Origin of the sequence: Marinomonas sp. ef1, assembly GCF_002806845.1 — a bacterium.
Classification (GTDB): Bacteria; Pseudomonadota; Gammaproteobacteria; order Pseudomonadales; family Marinomonadaceae; genus Marinomonas; species Marinomonas polaris.
The window spans coordinates 90333-115877 of the sequence record NZ_NHTT01000006.1 but is presented as its reverse complement, the minus strand read 5'-3'; the positions used below and the strand labels follow the sequence as shown (position 1 = coordinate 115877).

Here is a 25545-nt window from a genome sequence, read left to right as displayed (position 1 = left end):
TAGCTTTAGGCGCTAGCCAAAAGCCTTTTGCCAAGCTGGTGGTTGAACTCAGATAAATTCTTGAGTTTGTGTGGTGCTAGATCAAATTTATCATGATCAAATTCGTCTGGGTGCGGTATGGCAATCGCTTTAATGCCAGCAGCTAATGCCGCTTTTATACCGCCGAGTGAATCCTCAAAAGCAATGCATTGATGAGCTTCAATACCAAGTTTTTCCAGTGTTAGCTGGTAAACATCAGGAGCGGGTTTACCTTGGCTTACTTCATCCGCTGAGCTGTAAGCCATAAAATAGTCGGCAATATTAAGGCGTTGTAACACGCTAGGAATAATGTTTTTTGGTGAGTTGGTAGCAAGGCCGATTTTCACTTTGGCTTGTTGTAGCGAGTCGAGTAAATCATGAACGCCATGCATGGCTTGCCCTTGAGTCTCGATCAGATATTTGACTCGCTCAACAACACGATTCTCGACTTCCTCAAGAGAGGCATTTTGCCAAGGCTGTTTTGCAAACCAGAACTCAGTGACTTCTCTCGTCGTCATTGCCGCAGTTAGTGTCGCTAACTCGGCCGTAACTTCAACACCAACCGATGAAAACACATCGTATTCCGCTTGCTTCCAGAATGGTTCAGAATCAATCAGTAATCCATCCATGTCAAAAATAACTGCCTGCATAATCGTCTACTGCTCTTTTATTTGTGAGGAATTAAGCTTTGTTTGTTTCCCAATTCAATAGCACAGGTTTTTGTGCATCATGGGCGAAGAAGTAACCTGCTTTAGGTGTGACGTATAAGGTTTGACCTTTTTCGAAGCAGTTTTTGTCGAACGCTTTGTGAGGAAGGTCGATTTCCCAAACATCGTTGCTTTGCCAGTCAATCGGGGTGAGTTCTAGACGAACTTCGGCACCAATCGGGTTGATGGCAATTACACGTAACGGCAAATTGGCTTGAGCAGTTGGCTCTTTTGAGACAAAGAACTCGTGAGAACGAATGTATAGCTGACCATCTTTCTGTCCCGCACCATCTGGTAAGACAATACTGGCTTGTTGGTTATGCCATTTGCCGTTTTCGACTTTGCCTTCAAAGACATTGGCGTTGCCAAGGAAGTCGAATACAAATCGACTATTTGGTGACGCATAAAGCGCACCGGGTTGGTCGATTTGTTCAATGTTTCCGTTGCTCATGACAACAACGCGATCCGACAATTCCAAGGCTTCTTCTTGGTCATGGGTCACAAATACGCTAGTAAAGCCGAGTTCATCATGTAAGCCGCGTAACCAGCGACGTAGCTCTTTGCGCACTTTGGCATCCAATGCGCCGAACGGTTCATCTAGCAGTAAGACTTCCGGTTGCGTTGCCAAAGCACGAGCCAAGGCAATACGTTGTTTTTGACCACCAGAAAGCTGGGATGGAAAACGGTTGGCAAGATGTTCAAGCTGTACCATTTCCAATAAATGCATCACGCGGGTTTTGATTTCTGTCGCGCTTGGGCGTTCTTTACGAGGTAATACTTCTAGTCCAAACGCCACGTTGTCAGCCACTGTCATGTGACGGAACAAGGCGTAGTTTTGGAATACAAAACCTACGCGACGATCACGAACGTGCAAGTTGGTCACGTCTCGGTCGCCAAATTGAATACGGCCAGTGTCGGCGCCTTCTAATCCAGCAATAATACGTAATAGGGTGGTTTTTCCTGAACCTGACGGTCCAAGCAAGCCAATCATTTCGCCTTCGTTAATATCTAATGACAAAGGTGACAAGGCTTGAAAATGCCCAAAGTGTTTGGAAATGTTTTCAATCAAAATGCTCATTGTGTCACCTGTCTTTCTTTTTCAGCTTCAATTTTTAAACTACGTTCCTGACGCCATTCAATGAAGGCTTTCAACAACAAGGTAAGTAGGGCAATCATCGCCAATAGCGAGGCGCTGGCAAAGGCGGCAGCGGCTTGGTAATCCTCATACTGCAACTGAACGTGCAGTGGCAAAGTATTGGTTTCACCGCGAATGTTGCCGGACACCACAGACACGGCGCCAAATTCACCCACAGCGCGAGCATTGGTAAGAATGACGCCATAAATCAGCGCCCATTTGATATTCGGTAAAGTAACTCGACGGAATAACTGCCAGCCAGAAGCGCCCAGAATCACCGCGGCTTCTTCATCTTCTCTACCTTGTTGTTGCATCAGGGGAATCAATTCACGCGCCACAAACGGACAAGTTACAAATACCGTCACCATGACAATACCGGGCCAAGCGAACATCAATTGGATGTCTTGGTCATAAAGCCATGAGCCAATCCAGCCGTTATTGCCGTACAGCAATAGATACAACAGACCGGCAACCACAGGCGAAACGGCAAAGGGAATGTCCATTAAGGTCATCAAAATTTTGCGGCCGGGGAATTCAAAACGTGTCACAGCCCACGCTAACATCACACCGAACACTAAGTTAATCGGCACGGTTAACGCCGCAACCACAAGCGTTAGTCCAATAGCGTGCAAGGTATCTGCTTCAATTAAGCTATTAAAGTAGTGCGCGGCACCTTCCACAAACGCCTGTTGGAAAATGGCAATGAGTGGCACAACCAATAATATCGTGGTTAAAAATAAGGTAATGCCAATGAGCAGGCCTTTTACCCAAGGACTGTCGCCAACTCTTAGCTGGTGGCGCTGCCCAGATGATGTTTTAGAAGATGACATAATATATTCCTAACTGCGTCCATGAAGGCGACGTAAATAACGCGCCTGCCAGATGTTAATGGCGAACAAGAGGATTAGCGACGCCATCAACACAACAGACGCAATGGCGCTGGCGGCAGGGAAATCGAACTCTTGTAAGCTAACGAATATCATCAAAGACGTAATCTCGCTGACGTAAGGCATGTTGCCCGCGATGAAGATCACTGCGCCGAATTCGCCCAAACTACGAGTGAATGACAAGGCAATCCCTGTCATCAATGCTGGCCACAAGGCTGGGAAAATAACCCGACGAAACACCGACCAATCGGAAGCGCCTAAGGTCATTCCGGCTTCTTCTTCCTCAGGGGATAATTCTTCCAATACTGGCTGAACGGTTCTGACCACAAAAGGAATACTGGTAAATGCCATCGCAAGCACGATACCCCAGGGCGTGTAAGCAACCTTGAGTCCTAGGCTTTCGAGTATTTCACCGTACCAACCATTTTGAGCGTACAAAGTCGCCAAGGTGATACCTGCAACCGCAGTTGGTAGCGCAAAGGGCAAATCCACCAACGCGTCTAAAATACGGCGTCCGGGGAATTCATAGCGCACTAATACCCAAGCGAGTAAAAGACCAAAAAAGCCATTAAAAATAGAGGCTATTAAAGCCGCCCACAGAGTCACTTTGTAACTGGCAACTACGCGTTCATCGCTGATCACTTGCCAATATCTGTCCCAGCCCATGTCGACCGATTGCATAACTAAGCCGCTCATCGGGAGTAACAGAATCAAACTGATAAACAGCAAGGAGGTTCCCAAGCTTAAACTGAGTCCGGGCAAGACTCGCTTATGGCGAGGTCTGGTTTCAGCCGCGCTTAAATGTGTTGCCATGTATTTGCCTATTATGGTCTTAACAAAAGTATTTCAATGAAAATGCTAGTAGTTATAGAGACAGAAAAGCCGGACACGCAAGCGTATCCGGCTAGTTGTTATCTATTCTGATATTAGCGACGCTGAAGTTGGTCTAGTTTACCACCATTTGCGAATATTTCTTTAGTCGCTTGTGGCCAGCCGCCTGCAATATTTTCGACGGTTAATAAGTTCACTTCAGGGAACTTATCCGCGAATTCTGCTTTTACTACATCGTTGTGTACACGGTAGTTAAAACCAGCCAATAAACGCTGAGATTCTTCGCTGTACAAGTAGCTTAGGTATTCACGAGAAACTTCTTCAGTACCGTTTTTCTTCGCGTTTTTCTCAACGACCGCTACTGGGAATTCCGCCAAGATAGAAGTTTTTGGTACAACTACTTCGTAATTGTCTGCGCCGTATTGGTTACGAATATTGTTTACTTCCGATTCAAACGTAATCAACACATCACCAATGCCACGCTCAACGAAGGTTGTCGTCGCACCACGGCCACCGGTATCAAACACAGAGACGTTTTTCAGGAAAGTGCCTAGGAAATCGTCGATTTTAGTATCGTTGTCTTTACCGAAGGTTTTTTGAGCATAACCGTAAGCCGCTAGGAAAGTGTAACGACCGTTGCCTGATGTTTTAGGGTTTGGGAACACCAACGCCACATCATTGCCCGCTAGGTCGCCCCAGCTTTTGATGTTTTTTGGATTGCCTTTACGTACTAAGAAGGCAATTGTTGAGTAATAAGGAGAGCTGGCATTTGGAAACTCGTTTTTCCAATCTGCTGGGATCATCTTGCCTTTGTCATGCAAAACTTGAACATCGGTTACTTGGTTAAAAGTTACAACGTCCGCTGACAAGCCGTTCATGATGGCATTGGCTTGTTTTGAAGAGCCTGCATGAGACTGTTTGATCTCGATAGTTTTGCCAGTTTTTTCTAACCAATGTTTTTCAAAGGTTGGGTTATAAGTGGCGAACAACTCACGAGCGATATCGTAAGACGTGTTAAGAATTGTTTGATCCGCAGCCGACGCTTGAACGGCTCCGCTCAACAATAATGTACCAATAATTGATTTCAAAAAATGCTGTTTAGATTTCATAGTGCCCTCGTGTGGGAAGCAGTGAATTATATTGAGAGCGAGATTACTTAAAAGATTTAGTTATTACAATGGCTGCAAATAAACTTTTTTGGAATATACATAAGGTTTTTTTCAAACCAGATGTTTTTCAATAACTTGACCAAAATCGCTGTGACTTTTATTACGTTGCTTGAGTTATTGATTGCAGCCAATCCATAAATACAGTCAGGCGTTTGGTTGGTTGTCTGCGTGATGGATAGAGCAAGGATACCGGCATTGGCTCTGCTTCGAATTGAGGTAATACTGGAATAAGTAAGCCTTTTTCAATAAAGTTTTCAGCACCAATAACGGGTATTTGAGCAATCCCAAGCCCTGATAAACAGGCGTTCAAATAAGCGTCTGTACCATTCACAGCTAGGCTGCTTGGCATGGATTGCTGTTTTACCTTGTCGCCTTCTAGGTATTCAAATTGTGCGTCGAGATTACCTAGCGAATGGGAATACTCGATCAGCTTATGATTCGCTAGCTCTTCGATTGTTTGCGGAATGCCAAATTGTTCCGCATAACTGGGTGAGACGCAGTTGAGGCTTCGGTATTGCGTTAAAGGTCGAGCGATAAGGCTGCTATCGTCGAGGTTACCGACTCGAATCACGCAATCAATGCCTTCTTTAATCATATCTACTCGATAATCCGCGCTACTTATCTTTAGGCGGATGTTTGGATATTGCTCGATAAATTTTGCCAATTGGGGAATAACGACAGTGGTTGCAAAGCGACTTGGCATGTCGACTCTAAGTACACCGCGAACAACACTTGGTTCTCGTTGGAATTGGCTGTCCAGTGCGTCTAAATTAGCGAGTAATGCTCGACACTGTGGTAAATAGATCTCACCGTCTTGAGTTAACGTGATATTGCGAGTGCTGCGATGGAAAAGTCGTGTCCCAAGTTCGCTTTCAAGTCCTTGAATAGCAGTTGAGATGCTTGATTTTGGTAAACCAAGTGCGTCTGCTGCTTTAGTGAAACTACCAAATTGAGCAACCAATACAAAGCGTTGCATGGCTTCAAACTTGTCCATCACCTCTACCTTTGTTCGTTTAATGCGAACAATGTTATCACTTTTGGTGTGTATATCCAGACTAATAAAATCTCTATTCTGCACTTGTGTTTCGACATCGAACAAATAAACAAGAGGGATAGACTATGAAAAAGTTAGCGATCATCACAGGTGGTAGCCGCGGTTTAGGAAAAAGCAGTGCCTTAGCGTTAGCGGATAAAGGTGTAGACGTTATTTTTACTTATCACAATAATGTCCACGCAGCACAAGATGTGATTGACGAGATTAAACAAAAAGGACAAAAAGCCTTTTCTTTACAATTAGATACGAGAAATGTTGTCACTATTTCTGAGTTCGTGGGCCAAATTCAAACTGTGTTAACTAATGAGTTTTCACGAAGCGACTTTGACTATTTATTAAATAACGCTGGTACGGGGTTACATGCGAGCCTTGAAGACACGACTTATGACGAGTTGGAAGATATGTTGGCGATTCATGTCAAAGGACCCTTCTTTTTGACTCAGTCGCTTTTACCATTGCTTAAAGATGGTGGACATATTCTTAATGTTTCTTCTGGTTTGGCACGTTTTAGTTTGCCTGGCTCTGGTGCTTATGCAATGGCCAAAGGCGCGGTTGAAGTGATGACGCGTTATATGGCAAAAGAGCTTGCAAACCGCCAGATCAGTGTGAACACATTGGCGCCAGGAGCAATCGCTACGGATTTCCGCGATGGTAATGTCCGAGACAACCCACAAATGAATCAAATGGTAGCTTCTGTTACTGCCTTGGGCCGTGTTGGCGAAGCAGGCGACATTGGTAAAGCCGTTGCTATGTTGTTGAGTGAAGACAGTGGTTGGATAACTGGACAGCGTATTGAAGCGTCTGGAGGAATGTTTCTTTAGTCTGTACGTCGCATGATTGGGTAGCGGCAAAGACTGTAAGGAAACCTGATCATGCGGCATTGTTATTAACACAGTTGAACGCCTTGTATGTTTTTAAACGGCAGGAAAACTGTATTTTGGAGACAGGTATTATGATTCGTCATATTTTACTTATTCAGTTTAATGAACTTGCAGCGGCCTCAAATATCTCACTATTTTTTGAAACGCTCGATAGCATCACCGAGAGAGTAGAGGGAATTGCGTCAATAGAATGGGGAGTAAATAATAGTAAGGAAGGAGCTAATAAAGGGTTTACACATTGTGTGACGATGACCTTTATTAATGAAGCGGCACGCGATCATTATTTGCCGCATGAAGCGCATGACGAGATAAAAAAACTACTAGGACCGTTGCTCAGTGATATGATTATTATTGATTACAGTATTTAAAAGCCTCCTTTACACCTTCCAAAGCCCTCTTCGCGAGGGCTTTTTCATCTTTTTTATGCCTTTCTAGATTTAGACTTTTTTTGTTTGTGTTTACCGAATCGTTACATTTTTGTTCTGGTGACTTTCTACCTGTGTGAGCCATAATATGAGTACAATTTTATTTGATAATTATTATCACGTTTGTTCTTGGAGAGATAATGCTTCTATCACAGTTACCGAAAGGTACGGTTGCTGAAATCCATTCTGTAGTTCATCCACAAGAAGACATGCAACGCCAGCTTTTAGCATTAGGTTTTGATCCAGGTGAAACCGTGCAGCTGATGACAAAAGCACCATTTGGCCATTCTTTGCAAATAAAGGTCGGCTCTACTTTGGTCGCCATTCATTCTGAAGACGCAAGCTATATTCACCTCTGCGATTAGTATTTAGCTTCAACAAGAGATCACCACAAGCATGACATTCCACATCACTTTAGTCGGTAATCCAAATACAGGGAAAACGACTTTATTTAATAAGCTGGCAGGAACTCGGCAAAAAGTAGGCAATTGGGCCGGCGTTACAGTGGATTGTAAGACAGGTTTTTTTAATAGCTCGGATCAGCGTGTAGACATGACAGACTTGCCGGGCATTTACAGTTTGAATAATCAGACTGGCGGCATGGATGAGGTTATTGCGCGACGTTTTTTAACCGAGAGCGATTACGACGTTATTGTCAATGTGGTGGATGCGACCAACTTAAAACGTAATCTCAAATTGACGCAAGAACTTGTCGCGTTGGGGCGTCCAATATTGATCGTTCTCACCATGACAGATTTGGCTCGCAAGCTGAATGTTATGCCAGATCTAGATATATTATCGAAGAACATCGGCGTGCCAGTAGTTGATGGTCATCAGTTGTCAGTAACTGATTTACAAAGCCAATTATTAGTACATTTTCATGCTTTGCCAACGGATCGTGAATTGGCTCTGCAACGAAGCTTCGGTGATGAGTATTCCGATTCTTTAAGGATTCCGAGTGTTGCGCTTTGGTTGTCTAACGTGACCAAAGGACGTGCGCAGGCGAAAAATTTCACAGACAGAATAGATCAAATCGTGCTGCATCCTTGGTTTGGTATTCCGATCTTTTTGTTTGCCATGTACGCCATGTTTGCAGTGGCTATTGGTGTTGGCACCTTATTTATCGACCCTATCGATATGTTTGCAGGCTATTGGTTTGTGACCTTTCCAAGCTACTGGCTAGCGCAGTTAGGTATTCCTCAGTGGATCATTGTCATACTTGCCAACGGCTTAGGCGGTGGTGTTCAGCTGGTGGCGAGTTTTATCCCTGTCATTGGTTTCCTCTATTTATGTTTAAGTATCTTGGAAGACAGCGGATACATGGCGCGAGCGGCGTTTATTGTTGATCGTATTATGTCGTCGATTGGTCTGCCCGGTCAGGCGTTTATTCCGTTGCTATTAGGTTTTGGCTGTAATGTGCCGTCTATTATGGCGACGCGAAGTTTGACCAATGTTCGACAACGGATGTTGACCATGGCGATGGCGCCTTTTATGTCTTGTGGTGCGCGTTTGGCAGTGTACGTAATGTTTGTGTCGGTGTTTTTCCGCGAGTACGGTGGACTGCTGGTGTTCGGTTTATACCTGTTTGGCATCATCATGGCAGTTGGCACGGCGTGGATTTTCAGAAAACAACTGTTTCGCAATACGCGCGTTAGCGTCTTGATGGAAATGCCCCATTATCATCGTCCGCGTTGGAGCAACGTCGGCTTGTCTAGCTGGCATAAAGTGCGTAGCTTTATTTTGCGTGCCGGCAAAACCATAGTGCTTGTTTCAGCGATTCTAACCATTTTGAATTCGGTACCATCTTGGAGAACCATTGACGAAGGTGGTAAGCCTTCCGCCTTGGCTGAAATCGGTCAAGTTATCACGCCAGTGTTTTCACCGATTGGTATGGGGGACGACAATTGGCCAGCAGCCGTTGGTGTGTTTACTGGTATCTTAGCGAAAGAAGCCGTGGTCGGCACCATGGATGCGTTGTACTCCAATGCTGACAATGAGCTGAGCAACATTGAATACGAATCCCCAATAAGTAATATCGTCGGCGCTGTGACCTTATTAGGTAGTAACCTTGCAGGCATTGTAACGACATTAACTGATCCGCTAGGTTTGACGAGTGTCAGCGAAGCCAAAGGCCAAGCCATGACGCCGGGTCATCGCAACATGGTGTCTTTATTTGAAGGTTGGAAAGGCGCGTTTTCGTATCTGGTCTTCGTGCTGCTTTATACACCTTGTGCTGCGACTATTGGCGCCTTGGTAAAAGAAGGCGGCATACTGTGGTCTAGCGTAGTTGTTGCGTGGAGTACCACGGTAGCATACGTTGCTGCGGTGTTCAGCTTTCAGCTATTAACTTTTGGTGATCATCCGGTTAGTTCGTTGGTTACGATTGGTATCGCAGCAGTCTGCTTAATCCTCTTTATTATTGGATTAAAAGTCTGGGTGAAACCGAGGATAGAAAGCAACATCATCGCTGTTGGATGATTTGATTACTGCTTAAGATAGAGCTTGAGAAAGAGCCCAATAAAGAGCTTAGGTATTAGTGAGGTTAGGTGTGAAGACAACCGCGCAGCTTTTTCCTGCTTGCTTGGCAAAGTACATTGCTGTGTCGGCGTCTTTAATAGCAGTTTCTGTATCTAGTTTTTCAAACCCTAATATGCGGATACCAATGCTCGCGCCCACATGAAGTCGCTTGTTTTTAAACTCTATGGGCTGCTTGATGATGTGGCAAAGTTTGTTGGCGACCTGTATGGCAGAGGCACGTGAAATTTGTTCCTGATTGTCTAAGTTGGTCAGCAGAACCATAAACTCATCGCCACCTAAACGCCCAGCACTGTCTTCAGTGCGAACATTATCATTTAAGCGCCGTGCTATTTCGATAAGTACTTCGTCCCCCGCAGCATGTCCTTCAATATCGTTGATTACTTTAAAACCATCTAAATCAATAATTAACACAGCCCCTGATGCTCCGTGACGCTGTGTCTGCGCGATTAATTTTTCTAAAAACAAAGACAAACCACGGCGATTGGCTAATTGCGTGAGAGGATCGGTATGAGCAAGGTGATGGATCTGCGTAATAGCTTGATCGCGAGCTAGAGTAAAAGGGCGTATTACCCAGCAATAAATACACGGTGTAGATAGCATTGATAATAACAAAATATCCAGAAACGCTAACCAATAAAGGCCAATATCTACCTTTAATATGCCTAGCGCTAGCATGATGACAAATTCCCAGACCATAATAATCGCAGCAATACGAACAATCACCTGAGTAGTACTAAGGGAAGGATATGAACTGTAATCAGAAGGTGCTGGGAGATTCATGAGCGAACATCATATAAAATTTATTAATCCACAGTAATGGAATCTATTGTCTAAATCAGTGGATCTTCTGTAAGAAAATGTGAAAATAAACAACAAGATAGTGAAGTAAATAAACGCCTGACTTTAAACGCTGCCTTCTTTTTCAATCACCAAAATACGGGCTTCATCAATCGGGTGTGCAACATGTTCTGTGCCAATTGCCGCGAAGAAAATATCGCCTACCGTCATCAGTTGAATATATTCTTTCCCATCGACTCTATAGTGCATATTGACCTCGCCGTCTAACACCACAAAGACTTCTTTACCATCATTGATGTGCCATTTATACGGCTGATCCGTCCAATGTAAACGTGTTGTCACGCCGTTCATATTGGTAATATCCAACGCGCCCCAAGCGCGATCCGCGGTGAAATCTTTAGCTTTGATGAATGTCATGAACTGGCCTTTTGGACTTTGATAAATTGTTTGATACGTAAAAATTACAAGTTACTTAATCGTTAGACAATCGAGAAAGTGATAAAACGTCACTTTGACGGTAAAAGCGACGTTTTATCGGACAAGAGAGGGAATGTGTTGTGAACCTAAGTAATTCAAAGTTTATTCGGGTTTAGCTAAGATGGTCTTTTTATGGTTTTATTAGATAGAAACATTGAATATTAGTCGCCGTCATTTAACAGGATTCTAATTGGAAGCATATCAGACACTGTATCAACCTTTTCAGCCGACGTTGACGAATACGGGGCAAGAGCAATTAGGGTTGAGTGTACAAGTTCATAAACCTTGCTTGGCATTATCAGACGATGTTTATGCTTTTGTTGAAGTGAATACTCGCTTTTCTACTATGTATCCCATTGTGCCTGATGGCACCAACATGCTTTTTTTCTCTATCTGCTCTGAATCATTCGGAGGTACTCAATCCTCTATTTTAGATATCCCTCTAAATGCTGGAGGAGGGCCCTATTTTGGCATTTGGTTTCAGCCAGGAAAGCTACGGAGTTTCTTTAATGTGGATGTTTCAGAAGCTACTAACCAATTGACAGAAATGGATTTTTTAGAAAACAACGTTTTCTCATCCTTACAAGAAAACTTGTATGAGAAAGCGTCTTTTAATGATCGAGTTAAGTATTGCGAAAAAATGCTGATAAATCATACTCAATCGATATCTTTCCCTGAGAAATTGAAACACGCTCTTAACATTCTCTATCGAGAGTATGGTGATATCAGTATGGCGCAGTTATCGAGCAAAGTAGGTTGGAGTCACCGTCATTTGAATCGGCAGTTTTTGTTGCATACTGGACTTACTAGCAAGGCATTTGCTCAGACTATCCGTATTAATTATTTTTTAAAGCGCTGCTCTCAAGGTGGAGATTCGTATCTTCATCATGGATTAGATCTCGGGTTTTATGATCAGTCACATATTCTGAAAACTACGGCTCAGCACAATGTAAAGTTGCTTTCTCCTATCTCCCAGCAGTTTATGTCCAATTTTTACAAGCCTCAACCTTAAGCCAAGCCCATACTCGCTAAAACTGATTTTTAAAGTATGAGGTGAGTATGAAATTTTCTAACGCTGATATTATTGCTATGTCAGAAGGGCGTTTCTTTGGAGAGGGCAACGCGCAATTGCCTAGTGATCAAATGCTGATGATTGATGAAATTATTCACATTGATTCTATTGGAGGTAAATACAATAAAGGCCTATTAAAGGCGAGTTTAGCAATTCAGCCTGATCACTGGTTTTTTGCTTGTCATTTTAAAGGTGACCCAGTAATGCCGGGATGTTTAGGGTTAGATGCACTTTGGCAACTGTTGGGGGTGTTTTTGGGCTGGTCAGGTTTGCCGGGAAAAGGTCGTGCTTTGGGTGTTGGGAAAGTTCGCTTTACCGGACAGATTTATCCTGATGCGAAAGGCATTGAATACCAAGTGCACATCAAACGCATCATCAAAAAACCTCTGGGAATGGGCATTGCTGATGGCTTTGTTTTACTTAATGGTGAGGTGATTTATGAGGCAACGGATTTAAAGGTTGGATTAATAAAAAACTAGTTAAGTGCGCTGGTATTTAGTATTAACGTTTCTAATCATTTTTTCTCGCGCCTCTTGGCTTGAAACGCCTTTGCCTTCAGCAAACTGTTTTCTACTTCCTCAACAAGTTGCCGTTCATTGTGGATAGCGACAGTTTGTTCTAGCGATTCTTTTAACTTCTCATAGCAGTTCATTTTTAATAATTCTTGTGAGTACTAGCTCTAAACTTAATGCGGGTGTGGTTTTTGTCAAATTTGATAAGTTTTTTAAACATCATGCGACATTTTTTGTGGTGTTAAGCTGAGCTCAAAACCACAAGCATGGGCGTATTTTAATAATGTCGCCCAGCTGGGGTTGGCGTTGCCGCGTTCCAATCGGCTGATGTTGCTTTTTTGAGTGTGCATGCGCTTTGCGAGCTGTTCTTGGGTTGACCCCCGCTTGGGCGCGCATAGAAAGCAATTGATCAATGAACGCGAACTCATTTTCAAGCCGTTCATATTCCACACGAACGTCTGCATTAGCCAATGCTTGTTGTTTTAAGTGTTGTAGACTCATGATGACTGAACCTCTTTTTGCCTTGATTTAGCGAGTTCTAATTCTTTCTTAGGTGTTTTTTTGTGACTTTTTCACAAAAGCGAGCAATACAAATATCTGTTGGCCTTTTAAATAGCACAATAAACTCCGGCCTATGCCTTCCTGCGCTTTGGCTCGAATCTCAAACAAACCATCACCCATTGCCTCAGTATGAGGTGGGCCAAGGTGTGCGCCATGCTTTTACTCTAATAGCTTAATCATCCGTGCTTGGATCTTTGGTGGCATGTTAAGGATGGAATCCTCTACGCCATCATAAAAATGTATTTTCCAGCTCATGGTTCCCTCTTGGCTGTTATCTTATATGATAATCTTGGTTTTATATTCTTGTGAACTTCATTAAGTAAGCCCCGACTTGTTTGTCAAAGCGCAAAAAACATTGTAATTATGCAAGATTCATTGGATTACAGTTTTCAATTTTGACCATATGAAGCGTAGTATTTGAGCGTATACCTTTGACTAAGAATGAGAGTATTAAACTTCTAGATTTGACTCTCAATGCTTAAGGGAATGATACGGTGATGTGCACATCGCCTGCCAGTAAAAAGACGGTCTCGTTCCCTACATTAATCCACTAAGGCCAGTTATAGCTTATTACCATTCTCTTTAAGCCATTCTATGAGCTTCCCTTGTTCCCATCGCGGACTTTTTCCCATATAAAATTCCGGTTCAGGAAAAGGTACTTTCTCTCCACTCTCTATTTTTTTTTGGTCTTCTTTGTATTCTAGTGAGGTAAGATGATCTGCATACTCTCTTACACCATCTCTCTTTAATTCTTCTATCATTGAAGCAAGATCGATTGGTTTTGCTCTCATGCGTTCGAGGGTACGACGGCTAATGCTCAACATTTCACATACATCTTCAATCGTTAAATACTTCACTTTTGCCTCACTAATCATATCGAATCTTCATTTTTATGTCGCAAATTGTCGCTCAATGTTATTTTTTGTCGTATATTGTCGTACAAAAAACAATTGACATCATTTTTTGTTTGTCATAAGTTTATCATACGATATAAAGTCGCATATTGATGCTTTTTGTCGTATATTTTCGCATATTTGATGCGATGTTTTAAATGGTAAATTAACAAATTTATGTCAGGAGAATAACCATGTCTGATCCATATTGTGCACCGCTAAATTATAATGGCCGAATCATCTCTGGTGGAGCCGCACGTGCGGTAAGAATCGCCCAAGCAGGTGGTCTTAATAATATGATAGAAGTAGCTGTAAGAGCTGGTGTTGTAGTTGCTATACAGCAAATCTTTGGAAGCTCAAATCGACCGCTAGATGAGGGATAAAATTCACTGCAATTTGTTTGGACCATTTCTTCTCTTTGATTCAACTATTTATGAAGATCACTTTGATAGAGTTCAAGTTCATGAGCTATAAACAAAGATAGCTCATGAACTTTTGAACGGGCTATTTTTAACAGAGTTGGTTAGCTATTTTTTCTTTGGCTTGCCCAACTTCTACTGGTTAAGTGATTTCCGCGAATAAGCCAGTCATTTTATAGTAGACAGAAGGAAGCATGCTCTAACTAGCTTATTTTGACCGAGCAATCTCCTGACCATACAAATGTGCCGCTACTATTCCAGCTATACCAATGGTTCCAATCGCTCCCAGTAATACCTTCATTCGATCCCAAAGCTCCTTATCCCTACTTGATAATTTTAAATATTGATTTAGGTATTAAAATGAAATACTGTACTAGTACATGAATACAAACCTCCTTGTGAGAGTCTAATCCTATGAAGGACTTGGTCCAGTTTTTAACCGAAGCCGGTGATGAAGCGGTGTTGGAGAAGCGCTTAAAAGCCTTGCTAACTCCGAATGAAATCAACGAGATGCAACACAGATTACAAATTTTCTCTCTGTTGGAGCAAGGTGTGCCGCAGCGAGACATTGCGAAACAATTGGGTGTGGGTATTGCCACTGTGACCCGTGGTTCCCGAGCATTGAAGGAATTAAAAGAGATATGAGTTCATATAATAAAAAGCCGCAGCGCATCACGCTGCCGCGTAAACCTAAGTATGTCACCATCAGTTCTGCCTGCGATTTTTTTGACTTGTTTAAGAAAGTCGAGAAGCGTTTTGATAACTGTTTTATGTTGGAATCCCTTGGTGAAGAAAGTTACATTTCTCGTCACTCGATTATTGGTTTTGAACCTGAAAAATTGATCTGGGCCGAAGGCAAGCAGCTGTTTATTCAAGAACGTGATGGCAGCACTGAGTCTTTCGAATCCGATAACCCTTATTATTTGCTACGCGATATCGTGCCGCAAAATATTTTGTCGCGTGGTTTTGCCGGTGGTTTAACGGGTTATATTGGTTACGACAGCATGAACTATTTTGAGCCGACGTTGGATCTACAATCAAGCGAGATGTTCGACGCATTTCGTTTTGGTTTGTACAAAGATGGTCTGATTCTGGACAAGATGACAGGCGAGGTTTTCTACTTCTATTACGACGACGATTCCACAGGGAATCGTGTGGATTTAGTGAATAGCATGATGGCGGAACCGACGCCAGAAAACGGCTCATTTGTGGTTCGTCCTGCTGGTGAGTCGATGAGCAAAACCGATCACGCGGATGCGGTTGCCAAGGTGAAGCAAGACATCATCGAAGGTAAGATCTTCCAGTGTGAAGTGGGCTTCAAAAAATGGTTCGATATGGAAGGCGACACCATTAATTTGTACGAACAATTGCGTGAAGTGAATCCATCCCCGCAAATGTATTACATCAAGTTTGGCGAGCAAAAAGTTATCGGTGCGAGCCCAGAATTATTGTTCCGTGTACGCCAAGGGGAAATGGAAACCTTCCCACTAGCTGGTACAGCTAAACGTGGTAAAGACGCCGCAGAAGACACTGCCTTTGCGCGTGCTTTGTTGAACGATCCGAAAGAAATCGCCGAGCACAATATGATTGTCGATTTGCATCGCAACGACATTGGCCGAGTGGCGCGATTTGGTACAGTGAAAGTGCGTAGTTTGATGGACATTAAACGTTTTAGTCATGTTCAGCACATTTCCAGCGAGATTGTCGGCATCATGGCGGAAGATCACGACATGTTCTCAGCATTAGCTAGCAACTTCCCAGCAGGAACCTTGACTGGCGCACCGAAAATAGAAGCGATGAAGATCATCGATGATTTGGAAAACGACGGTCGTGGTCCTTACGGCGGCGCGGTTGGTCAGTTCTCTTTCAATGGCGATTGTATGTTTGCGATTCCGATTCGTACCGTGTTTGCCAATGGTAACAAAGCCTATGTGCAAACCTGTGGCGGCAATGTGTATGACTCCAATGCCGAAGACGAATACGAAGAAATCCAACGCAAATTTGCCGGCACTAAACGTGTGTTAGACAGCTTTGCGCCAAAAGCGAATTAGGAGTAAGGGAAGCCGACATGAAAGTTTATATTATCGACAACTATGATTCCTTCACTTACAACCTGTATCAGTTTATTGGTGAAGTGTTAGAAACTGAAAAAAGTCGTGGTGAAATCGACGCCTTCGAAGTGATCGTAAAACGTAACGATGAAGTCACGTTAGACGACATTCGTGCCGCTGCGCCAGATCGCATTATTATTTCCCCAGGACCAGGTTCCCCAGACGACAAAGCTTACTTTGGTGTGTGTGCTGACGTGATTTTGGAATTCGGTAAAACCATTCCATTGCTGGGCGTTTGCTTGGGCATGCAGGGGATTTGTCATGTATTCGGTGGCAAAGTGGTCAAAGCGCCATTGCCAATGCACGGGAAAACCAGCCCGATTACCCACAACGGCGAAGGCATCTTCCACGACATTCCTGATCAACTAGAAGTCATGCGTTACCACTCGCTAATCGCCGAAGCAGAAAGCTTTCCTGACGTGTTGGAAGTCACAGCCTCAGTTGGTGATTTAAAAGAAGCTGACTTCAATGATATCGCGAAGATCCACCAAGGTGGCAAGTTCGAACTCATGGGCGTTCGCCATAAAGAATACCCAATTCAAGGGATTCAGTTTCACCCAGAATCCTTTGCTACCGAAGGCGGTAAAGACCTGATCAAAAACTTCTTGTTTCAGGTTTGATTAATTAGAAATTTAGTACCTTTTAAATATTAAAAAGCAGTGTCCAGCAATGGTCGCTGCTTTTTTTGTGTTTATAAAATATTTGTCTCTTTTGAGAGACTAACCTATAGTTTTAGATATCAACTCATGCAGATGTGGCGTAAAGCAGTGAAGGGTGAGAACCCGGGGAAGTTGGAGGATTTATGTTAAAAATTATTGATGTAGATTGGGTTAAAGATCACACCTTGGCTTTAATCTTTAGCGATGGTTTTGAAGGCGAAGCAGACTTGTCTGATTACTTTTCAAGACAGCCATTTGCTAACGTGAAAGATTTTAAACGCTTCGCTTTAACCTCTGACGGAGCATTGAATTGGAATGGCAATGAACTTACTGCGAGCATATTACGAGGCATCACAAAAGGTGTTTATCAGACATCAAACGTACGGTTTGATGTTGAACAAATGGAAGAAGTGATTAAACAGGCTTCATGGGACTCTATGAAAGAAGGTCGCCCAGACATTTTGCAAGCCGCTATTCGTTCCTATGTTGAGTTATTCGGACACAGTGTCGTGATTGCAAGAGCGGGGATTAAAAGCCGAACCAGTGCTTATCGATCTCTTAAACCTGAAACTAAGCCTAACTTTGCGACCTTGGTACAGCTTGCCCATGCGGTAATTGAAATTGCCAAAGAGAGAGTTGGGGAATCGTTGCCAAACTCGACCATTGTTTCGCATTAGAGGGTTTAGTTCGAGACAAATACAGCAATGTCGTCTTTCACTTTGTTAAAAGCGACGATCAGCAGTTCAGATTGAGTCAGTACAGCTTATTTTTAGCTCGAATTTTCCTTTTAAACTCAGTCATCTGAGCATTGGCTTCTTCGTTTGACACAAAAACCGCAAGGCCGTTTTCCATATTCTCGAAAGCGGCGTTTACTTGCTGTGTTAACCAAGCATCATGAGATATTTGGTTATCTTTTTCATCAACTTCGTATGTAATTATAGAGTTCATTCTTTAGCCTTATAAGGTCCTTTGTCGTATAAATGCTAGTAGGAGACATGACGTATAACAACCAACTCTACTGAGTCATTTTTCCATCCATTTAACGACCTATATCAATAAATTCTCTTCTATTGCTGGAGTAACTGATTATCTGTGCTTTAATTTATATATTAGTATTTTCTAATGTTTTTTTTGCACTGGTCTTATTGCTTGATAGGAGAGCGAAATGAAGAGCGTTAAATTATGGTTGAGTGGTGTACTTGTCTCTTGGGTGATTGTTTGTTTTCCGTCTATTGCTGCGGCTGAAGGCTATGGTGCTGCTGGCGCACAGAATGAAGTAGATAAAGTGCTGACGTTGGAGTCCATGCTGAGCTATGCCTTGGAAGATGAATATTTAGCGCGAGGAGAATATCAAGAGGTGATTCGTACTTTTGGTGGACAGAAACCTTTTACTAATATCATTAAGACCGAAGAAAGACACATTTCTTGGTTAGAGCCTTTGTTTGAGCGTTATGATTTCGCCTTGCCAGTGGATCGTGGCGTGGAAAGCGCGGTGATGCCTGCGAGCTATGCCGAGACATTTGCTGTTGGTGTTGCAGCTGAAATCGCGAATATCGAGATGTATGAACGCTTTTTAAAACAAGATTTACCAAGTGATGTGAGAGACGTGTTTATTCGCTTACATGATGCTTCAGAGAATCATTTAGCTGCTTTCCAAAAGTGGCAAAATAAGTTTTAGCCTTTAATCCATTGCCAAGTACGTCCAAGCCATTCGTAAAACGCTCTTTGGCTTTTGTAGTTGGCAGTGGCGTCTATTTGCCAGTCACTTTTTTCTGATCCTAAATACATCGCTGGTGCTGGGATGATATTTACGCCTGCTTTTTCGAAGAAGATAGACGCACGTTTTAGGTGTGACGCTTCTGTTACCAGCGCTGCTCGTTTTTCTTCTAGGTAAGGTTTCATCATATTGGCTTCCTCTTCTGTGTCTTTGGCGAGAGGAAAGGCTTTGATCCTGTCTGGTTGTATTCCTAATTCAATGGCAGCTCGGCGCATGACTTCTGCGTGAGGCTCTGTCATTTCACCTGAATAACCAGAAACAAATAATTGCGCGTTTGGGTTGGCTTTTAGAATACGCAAACCTTCTTCGAGTCGAAATAGTGCGCTGTTGCCTAGCGCCATGATCGTCGGTGTATTGCTAAGATCTTTATGGCCACTACCGAGGACGATAACGGCATCAACAGGTTGCTTAGTATCAAATACTGGGAAGTCGTGTTCTACCGTCGCAATCAATGTATTTGCGACAGGGTTCCAGCTGGTTAATCCCAACATTAATATGCCGCATAACAAGAAAAATCGGGCGATTTTCGGCCATTTCTTCATCAGTAAAAACGCAAGGCACATAGCTACTAAGGTTAGAGGAATTGGCATCAGCATATAGCCGATGATTTTCTTGATGTAAAAAAGAACAATGCCCAAGGTGTTATATCTCTTTAATCGTGTCAGTTTAGAATGCAGCGATGATAAAGGAGTATGGTTTTGCCTTAAAGCTTAAAAGGACTCTATTAAGTTTTGTTTTTCAGGTTGTTTTGTCGGTATTATTTTGCTTATCAAGTTTTCAACGTAAGGACACTACATGTTTTCCATTCGCCCTGCCGATTTTCCGCAAGACAATGACAGTGTGTTAGCTATTTTTCGTGAGTATATAGCGTCGGCGCCAGTAAGCTTGGACTATCAGCAGAATGAACAAGAGTTTGTTGCTTTAGATGGTAAATACTCGCTTCCTAATGGTGTGGTTTTACTTATCTGGAAAGATAACGAGGTCGTCGGCTGCGGGGCTTTTCGTCGAGTTGATGCGAAAGTTTGCGAAATGAAGCGAGTCTATATTCGTCCAACTGAACGCGGTCATCGTTTGGGCGAGAAATTAGTCACTGCTCTTATGTCTTGTGCCAAGGAAAATGGCTATCAACGTATGTGTCTTGATGTATTGGCAGATTTTGAAACCGCAAGACGCTTGTATGTTCGTTTGGGTTTTGAACCTTGTGATCCGGTGAGTTACAACCCAATTCCGGGAACGCATTTTCTGGGGTGTTATTTGTGATGAAAGCAGCAAAAAAGTTACCTAAAGAACCTTTATCTATCAAGGCAATGCCACAAGAAGCCATTTGGTGGTTGCCTCGTCATGAGGAAAAATTAGCTGAAAAGAGTGCCATGGAGCGAGTGGATTTGGTGTTCCTTGGGGATTCCATTACACAAGCTTGGGAGAAAGAAGGCGCGGATGTTTGGCAGGCTTTTTATCAACTAAGGCATGCACTGAATTTAGGATTCAATGGTGATAAAACAGAGAACGTTTTATGGCGACTTGCCCATGGAGAAGTCGATAATATTCAGCCTAAGTTATTGGTTTTATTAGTTGGTACGAATAACGCAGGTCATCGCATGGACAAAGCTGAAGATACAGCGTTGGGTATTAAGCAGATTTTGTCTGTATTGGCAGAAAAGTTACCGCAGACAAAAATTCTGCTCTTGGCTATTTTCCCTCGTAGTGCGAAACCAACGCAGAAACTGCGTATGTTGAACAACGAAGTGAATCAGATTATTTGCAGCTATGCAGATGATAAAAAGATATTTTTCCAAGACATTAATCACGTTTTTCTGGATGAAAAAGGTCGCCTAACCAGTAATATCATGAGTGATTTTTTACACCCCAACGCTAGCCAATATCAAATTTTTGCTGATGCCATAGAGCCTTATATAGTTGAGTTAATGGCAGAAAATTAATTTTATGGTGAAGGTTTTTAGTTAAATTCTACGTATTAATACTGAGTCTAGTACGTAGTTTCCGCTTTATAAAGTCGGTATTCGTACGAATTGTTTGCACTTTCTATACGCGCGATTATTAATCCTGCTCGATCTTAAATTATAAAAAATAAGACTACAGGATGATAAAAACAATGAAATCCTTAAAACTCACAACTCTTGTTGCTGCAACCGCAGTGGCATTAAGCGCTTTCTCTTTACCTGCTCTCGCAGCAGAAAAAGTCTACAAATTGAAAATGGCCGAGACTTGGGCAACTAACTTTCCTATCTTTGGTGATGCACCAAGAAACATGGTTCGTATTGCAGAAGAAATGTCTGGTGGCCGTCTTAAAATCACCATCGATTCTGCTAACAAACATAAAGCACCTTTGGGTGTGTTTGATATGGTGCGTTCTGGCCAATACGACCTAGGCCACTCCGCGTCTTATTACTGGAAAGGTAAAGTTCCTAATACTGTTTATTTCACCACTATGCCTTTTGGTATGACTGCGCCAGAGCAATACGGCTGGTTCTATTATGGTGATGGTATGAAGTTGATGGAAAAAGTGTATCAACCATTCGGTTTGCTTTCTTTCCCAGGTGGTAATACTGGCGTACAGATGGGCGGTTGGTTCAGAAAAGAGATCAATTCCGTTGAGGACCTACAAGGTCTGAAAATGCGTATTCCAGGTTTTGCCGGTGAAGTGTTAGCAAAACTAGGCGCAAAACCAACGAATATCCCACCGGGCGAGTTATACACAGCGCTTGAGCGTAACACGATTGATGCGCTTGAATGGGTTGGGCCGTCACTTGATTTGCGTATGGGCTTCCACAAAATTGCGCCTTACTACTACACAGGTTGGCATGAGCCTGCAACGGAACTTCAGTTCCTTGTGAACGAACGGACGTGGAAAAAACTGCCAGACGATCTTCGTGAAATATTGCGCGTAGCGATGAAGGTGTCAGCTTATGATATGTATATTCAGAGCTACCATGAAAGTGGTGTGAACTGGGCAACGATGAAATCTGAATACCCAGATATTCAAGTTAAAACCTTTCCTCAACCTGTTTTGAATGCGATGAAAAAAGCCAACGACGAACTTTTGACGGAAGAAGCCGCGAAAGATCCATTGGCGAAAGAAATTATCGATTCTCAGGCCGCGTACATTAAAACAGCACGTGTTTGGTCGAATATCTCCGATCGCGCTTATCTTGAAAGCGTTGACCGTCTAGATCAATAAAACCTCTGACAGGGTGAGTGAGTACTTAGTATGACCTCGCCCTTTGTCTTTTCTAGGAGTTTGTTATGTGGTTAATCGGCCTAGAACGGGGTATCACTCGTTTTTCGAATCTACTGGGTATTATTTCTACCATCTTATTTATTGGCCTGTTATTTAACGTTTTTTACGACGTTTTGATGCGTTATGCCTTTAACGATGTGTCGATCGGTATGCAAGAACTGGAGTGGCATTTATATGCTGCGATTTTCTTATTAGGCATACCTTACGGTATTCAGCATGGTGGTCATGTACGTGTGGATTTGATTTATGAAAATTTATCGATTCGCGGTAAAGCTTGGATAGATTTGTTTGGTTGTGTCGTATTTCTAATGCCTTTCACCTTATTGGTTGGTTATTACGGTGTAGGCTTTTCTTACGAGGCTTTTTCCCTTGGTGAAACCAGTGGTGATCCTGGTGGTTTGCCATATCGTTGGATCATTAAAGCGGTTATTCCTGTTGCTTTTTTCTCTATGGCAATCAGTGGATTAGGAATGATTATTCGCTGCATCAATGTGCTGCGCGGCGTAAGTGAAGAAGGTTTTTCACATCCGCCTATTCAACATTAATTCTTGTCTCCATTTTAAGCTTATAGGTTATTTATGATTGGAATAATCATGTTCTTTGTTGCCCTAGTGTTGCTTTTACTGGGGTTCCCTGTGGCCTTTACCTTTGGTGGTGTGGCCTTGATCTTCGGTGTTTTTGCCGAAGGTTTTGATATGTTCGCTTTCATGCCGTTCCGCATTCAAAGCTACATGGAAAATACTGTGATGATGGCGGTGCCTTTGTTTGTGTTTATGGGCATCGTGTTGCAAAAGACGAGGCTAGCAGAGCAGTTATTAGAAGCCATGGGCAAACTGTTTGGTGGCGTTCGCGGTGGCTTGGCAATTTCTACTATTCTAGTGGGCGCGTTATTGGCTGCATCGACCGGTGTGGTTGGTGCGAGTGTCGTGGCAATGGGGCTAATATCTTTGCCTGTGATGCTGAAATATAATTACAACAAATCTTTAGCCTGCGGAACGATTTGTGCTTCTGGTACCTTGGGGCAAATCATTCCACCGTCGATTATTTTGATCATCTTGGGGGATGTTTTGGGCATTCCTGTTGGCGATCTTTTTCATGCTGCTTTGTTTCCCGGCATGATTTTAATTGTTTGTTATATTGTTTATATCTTGATCCTTACTTTTTTAAAACCTGAGCTAGCGCCAGCTATGCCGCAGGATTTAGATAATGAAACACGCGCACAACAAATCCGTAGCGCACTAAAAGCGATTATCCCGCCTTTGGCTTTGGTGTTGATTGTGTTGGGCTCGATCTTTACAGGGATTGCGACACCAACCGAGTCTTCTGCGTTAGGTGGCATGGGCGCGATAGTATTGGCTCTTATTTATCGTCAATTTAGCTGGAAAATGCTCTACGACAGTGGATTGGAAACAGTAAAAGTTACGGCAATGGTATTTGCTATTCTGATGGGCGCAACCGCCTTCTCTATGGCGTTTAGTTACACGGGTGGCGATGCGATTGTCGAAGAAGTCTTATTGAATCTTCCTGGTGAAAAATGGGGCTTTATTATCTTAGCCATGATTGCAATTTTGATCTTGGGCTTCTTTATCGACTTTGTTGAAATCGCATTTATCATTGTGCCTATCTTGGCTCCTGTTGCCGAAGCATTGGGTATCAATATGGTGTGGTTCGCGATTTTGATTGCGATGAATCTACAGACATCCTTTTTAACCCCGCCGTTTGGTTTTAGTCTATTCTATTTAAAAGGGGTGGCGCCCAGTTCGATTAGAACAATGGATATTTATAAAGGCGTCATGCCGTTTATATTGATCCAGATCCTCGTTTTGGTCAGTATTATGGTTTTTCCTGAGTTATATGGAATGGACTGATTCTAAGATGGTTTAGACTCTAGTTTAAAAGCGGGTATTGCCCGCTTTTTTGCTATTTTAGGAATACTAAGAATGAGTTAAATGTATGATCTTGACAGTATAAAATAATAAAAAAGGTCTTTATCCGTGGGATTAAAAAGTAAAATCATTCTCCTTGCCGTTGCGCCTTTAATTGTCGCGACAGCCATCATTACCTATCTGGGCTTTCAATCTGCTCGCGAGTTGGCTTCGCAAGAACTGTCTATTTATGAATTCAATTTAGTAAATGCTAAAAAGTTAGCGTTGAAGAATCACGTTAATATTGCTATGTCAGCTATTCGTCCAATATTGGAGGATGACCAGTTAGGTGATGCTGAAGCACAAAGTCGAGTGAAAAAAATTCTGGAAGGATTAAGTTACGAAGATGACGGTTATTTCTTCGCCTATGAAATGTCTGGGATAAATTTAGTCCATCCAACTCAGCCGGATTTTGTCGGTAAAAATTTATGGAACTTTCAGGATCGCACTGGAAACTATTTAATCCAAGGCTTAATTCGTGCGGCTCAGGCTGGTGGCGGTTATCACAGATACATTTGGGAAAAGCCGCCACTAATGAAGCAAGAAGATAAGTTGGGCTATGTAGTCGCCATTGATCGGTGGCATTGGATAATGGGCACCGGACTGTATCTTGATGATATTTACGCAGAGCTAGCCAAAACCAAAGCCACCATGAATGACAATATTCAGCGTAGTTTTTTTACCGTGATTGCCGTGGTTGTAGTAACCGTAGTTTTGGTTATTTTGTTAGGTTTGGCGATTAATCTTCATGAGCACAAATTGGCGGACTCAAGACTAAAAGAACTGGCTCAACGTTTTATGCGTCTGCAAGTTAATGAAAGACGAGGCTTTTCTCGTGAACTTCACGATGGCATTAATCAATTATTGGTAAGTTGTAAGTTTCGTATTGAGTTAGCGGAAAATAAATTAAAGCGTGGTCATGAAAAAGAAGTGATTCATCAAGAATTGGCGAAAGCGGGTGATCTGATTAATCAGACCATCAGTGAGGTGCGGCAGATTTCCCATAATTTACGACCAACCTTATTGGATGATTTAGGTTTGGATACGGCGCTTAAAGCCTTGATTGACCAATTTATGGAACGCACTGAAATTCAGGTCACGTATCGTTTTGATGTGTCTACTAAGTTACCTGATGAAATAGAGATTACAGTTTATCGTCTAACTCAAGAGTCGTTAACCAATATTGAAAAGCACGCTCAAGCCAAAAATATCTCACTGCAAGTTTTGCAATCTCATCGACATGTGATGTTTGAGTGTTTTGATGACGGCAAAGGCATCTCGAAAAAATCAGATCTGTTTTCAGGGATTGGTTTGATCAATATGCGCGAACGAATCGAATTAATTGGTGGTGATTTTATGTTGGAATCACAACGTGGCAAGGGCACAAAAGTGCATGCTTTGTTGCCTCTTGAGCAACGCTTTTAGTACATAGAGAAG

Annotated in this window: 30 protein-coding genes and 1 pseudogene; 18 read left to right on the top strand and 13 right to left on the bottom strand. The window is 42.7% G+C overall.

From position 1 onward, the window contains the following. Positions 1 to 5 precede the first annotated feature (5 nt). The 6 genes from hxpB to CCS02_RS10045 form a co-directional block, all read right to left on the bottom strand. Entirely contained in the window at positions 6 to 668 is a 663-nt protein-coding gene (gene hxpB, locus CCS02_RS10070; RefSeq protein WP_100636478.1) for a hexitol phosphatase HxpB, read from the bottom strand. A gap of 31 nt (positions 669 to 699) precedes the next feature. Continuing rightward, entirely contained in the window at positions 700 to 1803 is a 1104-nt protein-coding gene (locus CCS02_RS10065; RefSeq protein ID WP_100636477.1) for a sulfate/molybdate ABC transporter ATP-binding protein, read from the bottom strand. Next, positions 1800 to 2690 carry a sulfate ABC transporter permease subunit CysW gene (gene cysW, locus CCS02_RS10060; protein WP_100636476.1) on the bottom strand — a complete coding sequence of 297 codons (891 nt, stop codon included), beginning with the start codon at positions 2688 to 2690 and terminating at the stop codon, positions 1800 to 1802. The genes CCS02_RS10065 and cysW overlap by 4 nt, the downstream gene beginning before the upstream one ends. A gap of 9 nt (positions 2691 to 2699) precedes the next feature. Then, entirely contained in the window at positions 2700 to 3560 is an 861-nt protein-coding gene (cysT, locus tag CCS02_RS10055; protein ID WP_100636475.1) for a sulfate/thiosulfate ABC transporter permease CysT, read from the bottom strand. A gap of 113 nt (positions 3561 to 3673) precedes the next feature. Beyond that, the gene (gene cysP / locus CCS02_RS10050) at positions 3674 to 4687 is read right to left on the bottom strand and encodes a thiosulfate ABC transporter substrate-binding protein CysP (RefSeq protein WP_100636474.1); all 1014 of its coding nucleotides are present in this window, start codon (positions 4685 to 4687) and stop codon (positions 3674 to 3676) included. Between the two features lie 160 nt (positions 4688 to 4847). Beyond that, positions 4848 to 5741 carry a LysR family transcriptional regulator gene (locus CCS02_RS10045; RefSeq protein ID WP_100636473.1) on the bottom strand — a complete coding sequence of 298 codons (894 nt, stop codon included), beginning with the start codon at positions 5739 to 5741 and terminating at the stop codon, positions 4848 to 4850. Positions 5742 to 5866: 125 nt separating this feature from the next. Here CCS02_RS10045 and CCS02_RS10040 point away from each other — a divergent pair, with 125 nt between their 5' ends. The 4 genes from CCS02_RS10040 to feoB all read left to right on the top strand — a co-directional run bounded on the left by CCS02_RS10040 (position 5867) and on the right by feoB (position 9585). Then, positions 5867 to 6622, top strand: a complete 756-nt coding sequence (locus CCS02_RS10040; protein ID WP_100636472.1) for an SDR family NAD(P)-dependent oxidoreductase — start codon at positions 5867 to 5869, stop codon at positions 6620 to 6622. A gap of 131 nt (positions 6623 to 6753) precedes the next feature. Beyond that, the gene (locus CCS02_RS10035; RefSeq protein ID WP_100186560.1) at positions 6754 to 7050 is read left to right on the top strand and encodes a Dabb family protein; all 297 of its coding nucleotides are present in this window, start codon (positions 6754 to 6756) and stop codon (positions 7048 to 7050) included. Positions 7051 to 7247: 197 nt separating this feature from the next. Continuing rightward, the gene (locus tag CCS02_RS10030; protein WP_100636471.1) at positions 7248 to 7472 is read left to right on the top strand and encodes a FeoA family protein; all 225 of its coding nucleotides are present in this window, start codon (positions 7248 to 7250) and stop codon (positions 7470 to 7472) included. Positions 7473 to 7503: 31 nt separating this feature from the next. Continuing rightward, on the top strand, positions 7504 to 9585 hold the full coding sequence (feoB, locus tag CCS02_RS10025) for a ferrous iron transport protein B (RefSeq protein WP_100636470.1): 2082 nt from the start codon (positions 7504 to 7506) through the stop codon (positions 9583 to 9585). A gap of 48 nt (positions 9586 to 9633) precedes the next feature. Here the strand turns inward: feoB and CCS02_RS10020 are convergent, their stop codons facing one another. Both CCS02_RS10020 and CCS02_RS10015 read right to left on the bottom strand, forming a co-directional pair. Continuing rightward, the gene (locus CCS02_RS10020; protein WP_100636469.1) at positions 9634 to 10425 is read right to left on the bottom strand and encodes a GGDEF domain-containing protein; all 792 of its coding nucleotides are present in this window, start codon (positions 10423 to 10425) and stop codon (positions 9634 to 9636) included. Between the two features lie 123 nt (positions 10426 to 10548). After that, positions 10549 to 10860, bottom strand: a complete 312-nt coding sequence (locus CCS02_RS10015) for a cupin (RefSeq protein WP_100636468.1) — start codon at positions 10858 to 10860, stop codon at positions 10549 to 10551. A 250-nt stretch (positions 10861 to 11110) separates the two neighbouring features. Between CCS02_RS10015 and CCS02_RS10010 the strand changes: the two genes are divergently transcribed. Together CCS02_RS10010 and fabA are read left to right on the top strand one after the other, a co-directional pair. Beyond that, positions 11111 to 11932 (top strand): helix-turn-helix domain-containing protein, encoded by an 822-nt coding sequence (locus CCS02_RS10010; RefSeq protein WP_100636467.1) that lies wholly within the window; start codon positions 11111 to 11113, stop codon positions 11930 to 11932. A 47-nt stretch (positions 11933 to 11979) separates the two neighbouring features. After that, positions 11980 to 12471: a bifunctional 3-hydroxydecanoyl-ACP dehydratase/trans-2-decenoyl-ACP isomerase gene (fabA, locus tag CCS02_RS10005; protein WP_100636466.1), complete on the top strand. Its 492-nt coding sequence runs from the start codon at positions 11980 to 11982 to the stop codon at positions 12469 to 12471. Between the two features lie 245 nt (positions 12472 to 12716). Here fabA and CCS02_RS22355 read toward each other — a convergent pair whose 3' ends face one another. The 3 genes and pseudogenes from CCS02_RS22355 to CCS02_RS09990 all read right to left on the bottom strand — a co-directional run bounded on the left by CCS02_RS22355 (position 12717) and on the right by CCS02_RS09990 (position 13940). Then, the gene (locus CCS02_RS22355) at positions 12717 to 12854 is read right to left on the bottom strand and encodes a helix-turn-helix domain-containing protein (RefSeq protein WP_232728856.1); all 138 of its coding nucleotides are present in this window, start codon (positions 12852 to 12854) and stop codon (positions 12717 to 12719) included. A gap of 199 nt (positions 12855 to 13053) precedes the next feature. Further along, positions 13054 to 13209 (bottom strand): annotated as a pseudogene (locus CCS02_RS22350) (type II toxin-antitoxin system RelE/ParE family toxin); the annotation flags it as partial. A 416-nt stretch (positions 13210 to 13625) separates the two neighbouring features. Further along, positions 13626 to 13940, bottom strand: a complete 315-nt coding sequence (locus CCS02_RS09990) for a helix-turn-helix transcriptional regulator (protein ID WP_100636465.1) — start codon at positions 13938 to 13940, stop codon at positions 13626 to 13628. Positions 13941 to 14152: 212 nt separating this feature from the next. On the opposite strand from CCS02_RS09990, the gene CCS02_RS09985 reads away from it, so the two are divergent. The 5 genes from CCS02_RS09985 to dhiA all read left to right on the top strand — a co-directional run bounded on the left by CCS02_RS09985 (position 14153) and on the right by dhiA (position 17824). Then, on the top strand, positions 14153 to 14341 hold the full coding sequence (locus CCS02_RS09985) for a hypothetical protein (protein WP_100636464.1): 189 nt from the start codon (positions 14153 to 14155) through the stop codon (positions 14339 to 14341). Between the two features lie 450 nt (positions 14342 to 14791). Further along, positions 14792 to 15022: a Trp family transcriptional regulator gene (locus CCS02_RS09980; RefSeq protein ID WP_100636463.1), complete on the top strand. Its 231-nt coding sequence runs from the start codon at positions 14792 to 14794 to the stop codon at positions 15020 to 15022. Next, positions 15019 to 16428 carry an anthranilate synthase component I family protein gene (locus CCS02_RS09975; RefSeq protein WP_100636462.1) on the top strand — a complete coding sequence of 470 codons (1410 nt, stop codon included), beginning with the start codon at positions 15019 to 15021 and terminating at the stop codon, positions 16426 to 16428. Before CCS02_RS09980 ends, CCS02_RS09975 begins: the two co-directional genes overlap by 4 nt. A gap of 17 nt (positions 16429 to 16445) precedes the next feature. Further along, positions 16446 to 17108, top strand: coding sequence for an anthranilate synthase component II (locus tag CCS02_RS09970; protein WP_100636461.1), 663 nt, complete (start codon positions 16446 to 16448; stop codon positions 17106 to 17108). Between the two features lie 182 nt (positions 17109 to 17290). Further along, positions 17291 to 17824 carry a type II toxin-antitoxin system antitoxin DhiA gene (gene dhiA / locus CCS02_RS09965; protein WP_100636460.1) on the top strand — a complete coding sequence of 178 codons (534 nt, stop codon included), beginning with the start codon at positions 17291 to 17293 and terminating at the stop codon, positions 17822 to 17824. A 76-nt stretch (positions 17825 to 17900) separates the two neighbouring features. Here dhiA and CCS02_RS09960 read toward each other — a convergent pair whose 3' ends face one another. After that, positions 17901 to 18095, bottom strand: coding sequence for a hypothetical protein (locus CCS02_RS09960; protein WP_100186571.1), 195 nt, complete (start codon positions 18093 to 18095; stop codon positions 17901 to 17903). A 217-nt stretch (positions 18096 to 18312) separates the two neighbouring features. On the opposite strand from CCS02_RS09960, the gene CCS02_RS09955 reads away from it, so the two are divergent. After that, the gene (locus CCS02_RS09955; RefSeq protein WP_100636459.1) at positions 18313 to 18825 is read left to right on the top strand and encodes a ferritin-like domain-containing protein; all 513 of its coding nucleotides are present in this window, start codon (positions 18313 to 18315) and stop codon (positions 18823 to 18825) included. On the opposite strand, the gene CCS02_RS09950 is transcribed toward CCS02_RS09955, so the two are convergent. Then, on the bottom strand, positions 18822 to 19562 hold the full coding sequence (locus CCS02_RS09950; protein ID WP_232728854.1) for an ElyC/SanA/YdcF family protein: 741 nt from the start codon (positions 19560 to 19562) through the stop codon (positions 18822 to 18824). The genes CCS02_RS09955 and CCS02_RS09950 overlap by 4 nt on opposite strands. A gap of 157 nt (positions 19563 to 19719) precedes the next feature. Between CCS02_RS09950 and CCS02_RS09945 the strand changes: the two genes are divergently transcribed. The 6 genes from CCS02_RS09945 to CCS02_RS09920 all read left to right on the top strand — a co-directional run bounded on the left by CCS02_RS09945 (position 19720) and on the right by CCS02_RS09920 (position 25533). After that, positions 19720 to 20184 (top strand): GNAT family N-acetyltransferase, encoded by a 465-nt coding sequence (locus CCS02_RS09945; RefSeq protein WP_100636457.1) that lies wholly within the window; start codon positions 19720 to 19722, stop codon positions 20182 to 20184. Next, positions 20184 to 20864, top strand: a complete 681-nt coding sequence (locus tag CCS02_RS09940) for a GDSL-type esterase/lipase family protein (protein WP_100636456.1) — start codon at positions 20184 to 20186, stop codon at positions 20862 to 20864. Before CCS02_RS09945 ends, CCS02_RS09940 begins: the two co-directional genes overlap by 1 nt. Before the next feature lie 173 nt (positions 20865 to 21037). Continuing rightward, positions 21038 to 22123 (top strand): TRAP transporter substrate-binding protein, encoded by a 1086-nt coding sequence (locus CCS02_RS09935; protein ID WP_100636590.1) that lies wholly within the window; start codon positions 21038 to 21040, stop codon positions 22121 to 22123. 65 nt (positions 22124 to 22188) lie between these two features. Further along, the gene (locus CCS02_RS09930) at positions 22189 to 22728 is read left to right on the top strand and encodes a TRAP transporter small permease subunit (RefSeq protein ID WP_100636455.1); all 540 of its coding nucleotides are present in this window, start codon (positions 22189 to 22191) and stop codon (positions 22726 to 22728) included. A gap of 33 nt (positions 22729 to 22761) precedes the next feature. Then, positions 22762 to 24051 (top strand): TRAP transporter large permease, encoded by a 1290-nt coding sequence (locus CCS02_RS09925; protein ID WP_072838891.1) that lies wholly within the window; start codon positions 22762 to 22764, stop codon positions 24049 to 24051. 126 nt (positions 24052 to 24177) lie between these two features. Continuing rightward, complete coding sequence (locus CCS02_RS09920) at positions 24178 to 25533, top strand: cache domain-containing protein (protein ID WP_100186575.1); 1356 nt, start codon at positions 24178 to 24180, stop codon at positions 25531 to 25533. Positions 25534 to 25545: the final 12 nt, after the last annotated feature.

Coding starts and splice junctions, on each gene's coding strand:
- hxpB (WP_100636478.1), bottom strand. CDS start 668: ATGCAGGCAGTTATTTTTGACATGGATGGATTACTGATTGATTCTGAA.
- CCS02_RS10065 (WP_100636477.1), bottom strand. CDS start 1,803: ATGAGCATTTTGATTGAAAACATTTCCAAACACTTTGGGCATTTTCAA.
- cysW (WP_100636476.1), bottom strand. CDS start 2,690: ATGTCATCTTCTAAAACATCATCTGGGCAGCGCCACCAGCTAAGAGTT.
- cysT (WP_100636475.1), bottom strand. CDS start 3,560: ATGGCAACACATTTAAGCGCGGCTGAAACCAGACCTCGCCATAAGCGA.
- cysP (WP_100636474.1), bottom strand. CDS start 4,687: ATGAAATCTAAACAGCATTTTTTGAAATCAATTATTGGTACATTATTG.
- CCS02_RS10045 (WP_100636473.1), bottom strand. CDS start 5,741: ATGGACAAGTTTGAAGCCATGCAACGCTTTGTATTGGTTGCTCAATTT.
- CCS02_RS10040 (WP_100636472.1), top strand. CDS start 5,867: ATGAAAAAGTTAGCGATCATCACAGGTGGTAGCCGCGGTTTAGGAAAA.
- CCS02_RS10035 (WP_100186560.1), top strand. CDS start 6,754: ATGATTCGTCATATTTTACTTATTCAGTTTAATGAACTTGCAGCGGCC.
- CCS02_RS10030 (WP_100636471.1), top strand. CDS start 7,248: ATGCTTCTATCACAGTTACCGAAAGGTACGGTTGCTGAAATCCATTCT.
- feoB (WP_100636470.1), top strand. CDS start 7,504: ATGACATTCCACATCACTTTAGTCGGTAATCCAAATACAGGGAAAACG.
- CCS02_RS10020 (WP_100636469.1), bottom strand. CDS start 10,425: ATGAATCTCCCAGCACCTTCTGATTACAGTTCATATCCTTCCCTTAGT.
- CCS02_RS10015 (WP_100636468.1), bottom strand. CDS start 10,860: ATGACATTCATCAAAGCTAAAGATTTCACCGCGGATCGCGCTTGGGGC.
- fabA (WP_100636466.1), top strand. CDS start 11,980: ATGAAATTTTCTAACGCTGATATTATTGCTATGTCAGAAGGGCGTTTC.
- CCS02_RS22355 (WP_232728856.1), bottom strand. CDS start 12,854: ATGCACACTCAAAAAAGCAACATCAGCCGATTGGAACGCGGCAACGCC.
- CCS02_RS09990 (WP_100636465.1), bottom strand. CDS start 13,940: ATGATTAGTGAGGCAAAAGTGAAGTATTTAACGATTGAAGATGTATGT.
- CCS02_RS09985 (WP_100636464.1), top strand. CDS start 14,153: ATGTCTGATCCATATTGTGCACCGCTAAATTATAATGGCCGAATCATC.
- CCS02_RS09980 (WP_100636463.1), top strand. CDS start 14,792: ATGAAGGACTTGGTCCAGTTTTTAACCGAAGCCGGTGATGAAGCGGTG.
- CCS02_RS09975 (WP_100636462.1), top strand. CDS start 15,019: ATGAGTTCATATAATAAAAAGCCGCAGCGCATCACGCTGCCGCGTAAA.
- CCS02_RS09970 (WP_100636461.1), top strand. CDS start 16,446: ATGAAAGTTTATATTATCGACAACTATGATTCCTTCACTTACAACCTG.
- dhiA (WP_100636460.1), top strand. CDS start 17,291: ATGTTAAAAATTATTGATGTAGATTGGGTTAAAGATCACACCTTGGCT.
- CCS02_RS09960 (WP_100186571.1), bottom strand. CDS start 18,095: ATGAACTCTATAATTACATACGAAGTTGATGAAAAAGATAACCAAATA.
- CCS02_RS09955 (WP_100636459.1), top strand. CDS start 18,313: ATGAAGAGCGTTAAATTATGGTTGAGTGGTGTACTTGTCTCTTGGGTG.
- CCS02_RS09945 (WP_100636457.1), top strand. CDS start 19,720: ATGTTTTCCATTCGCCCTGCCGATTTTCCGCAAGACAATGACAGTGTG.
- CCS02_RS09940 (WP_100636456.1), top strand. CDS start 20,184: ATGAAAGCAGCAAAAAAGTTACCTAAAGAACCTTTATCTATCAAGGCA.
- CCS02_RS09935 (WP_100636590.1), top strand. CDS start 21,038: ATGAAATCCTTAAAACTCACAACTCTTGTTGCTGCAACCGCAGTGGCA.
- CCS02_RS09930 (WP_100636455.1), top strand. CDS start 22,189: ATGTGGTTAATCGGCCTAGAACGGGGTATCACTCGTTTTTCGAATCTA.
- CCS02_RS09925 (WP_072838891.1), top strand. CDS start 22,762: ATGATTGGAATAATCATGTTCTTTGTTGCCCTAGTGTTGCTTTTACTG.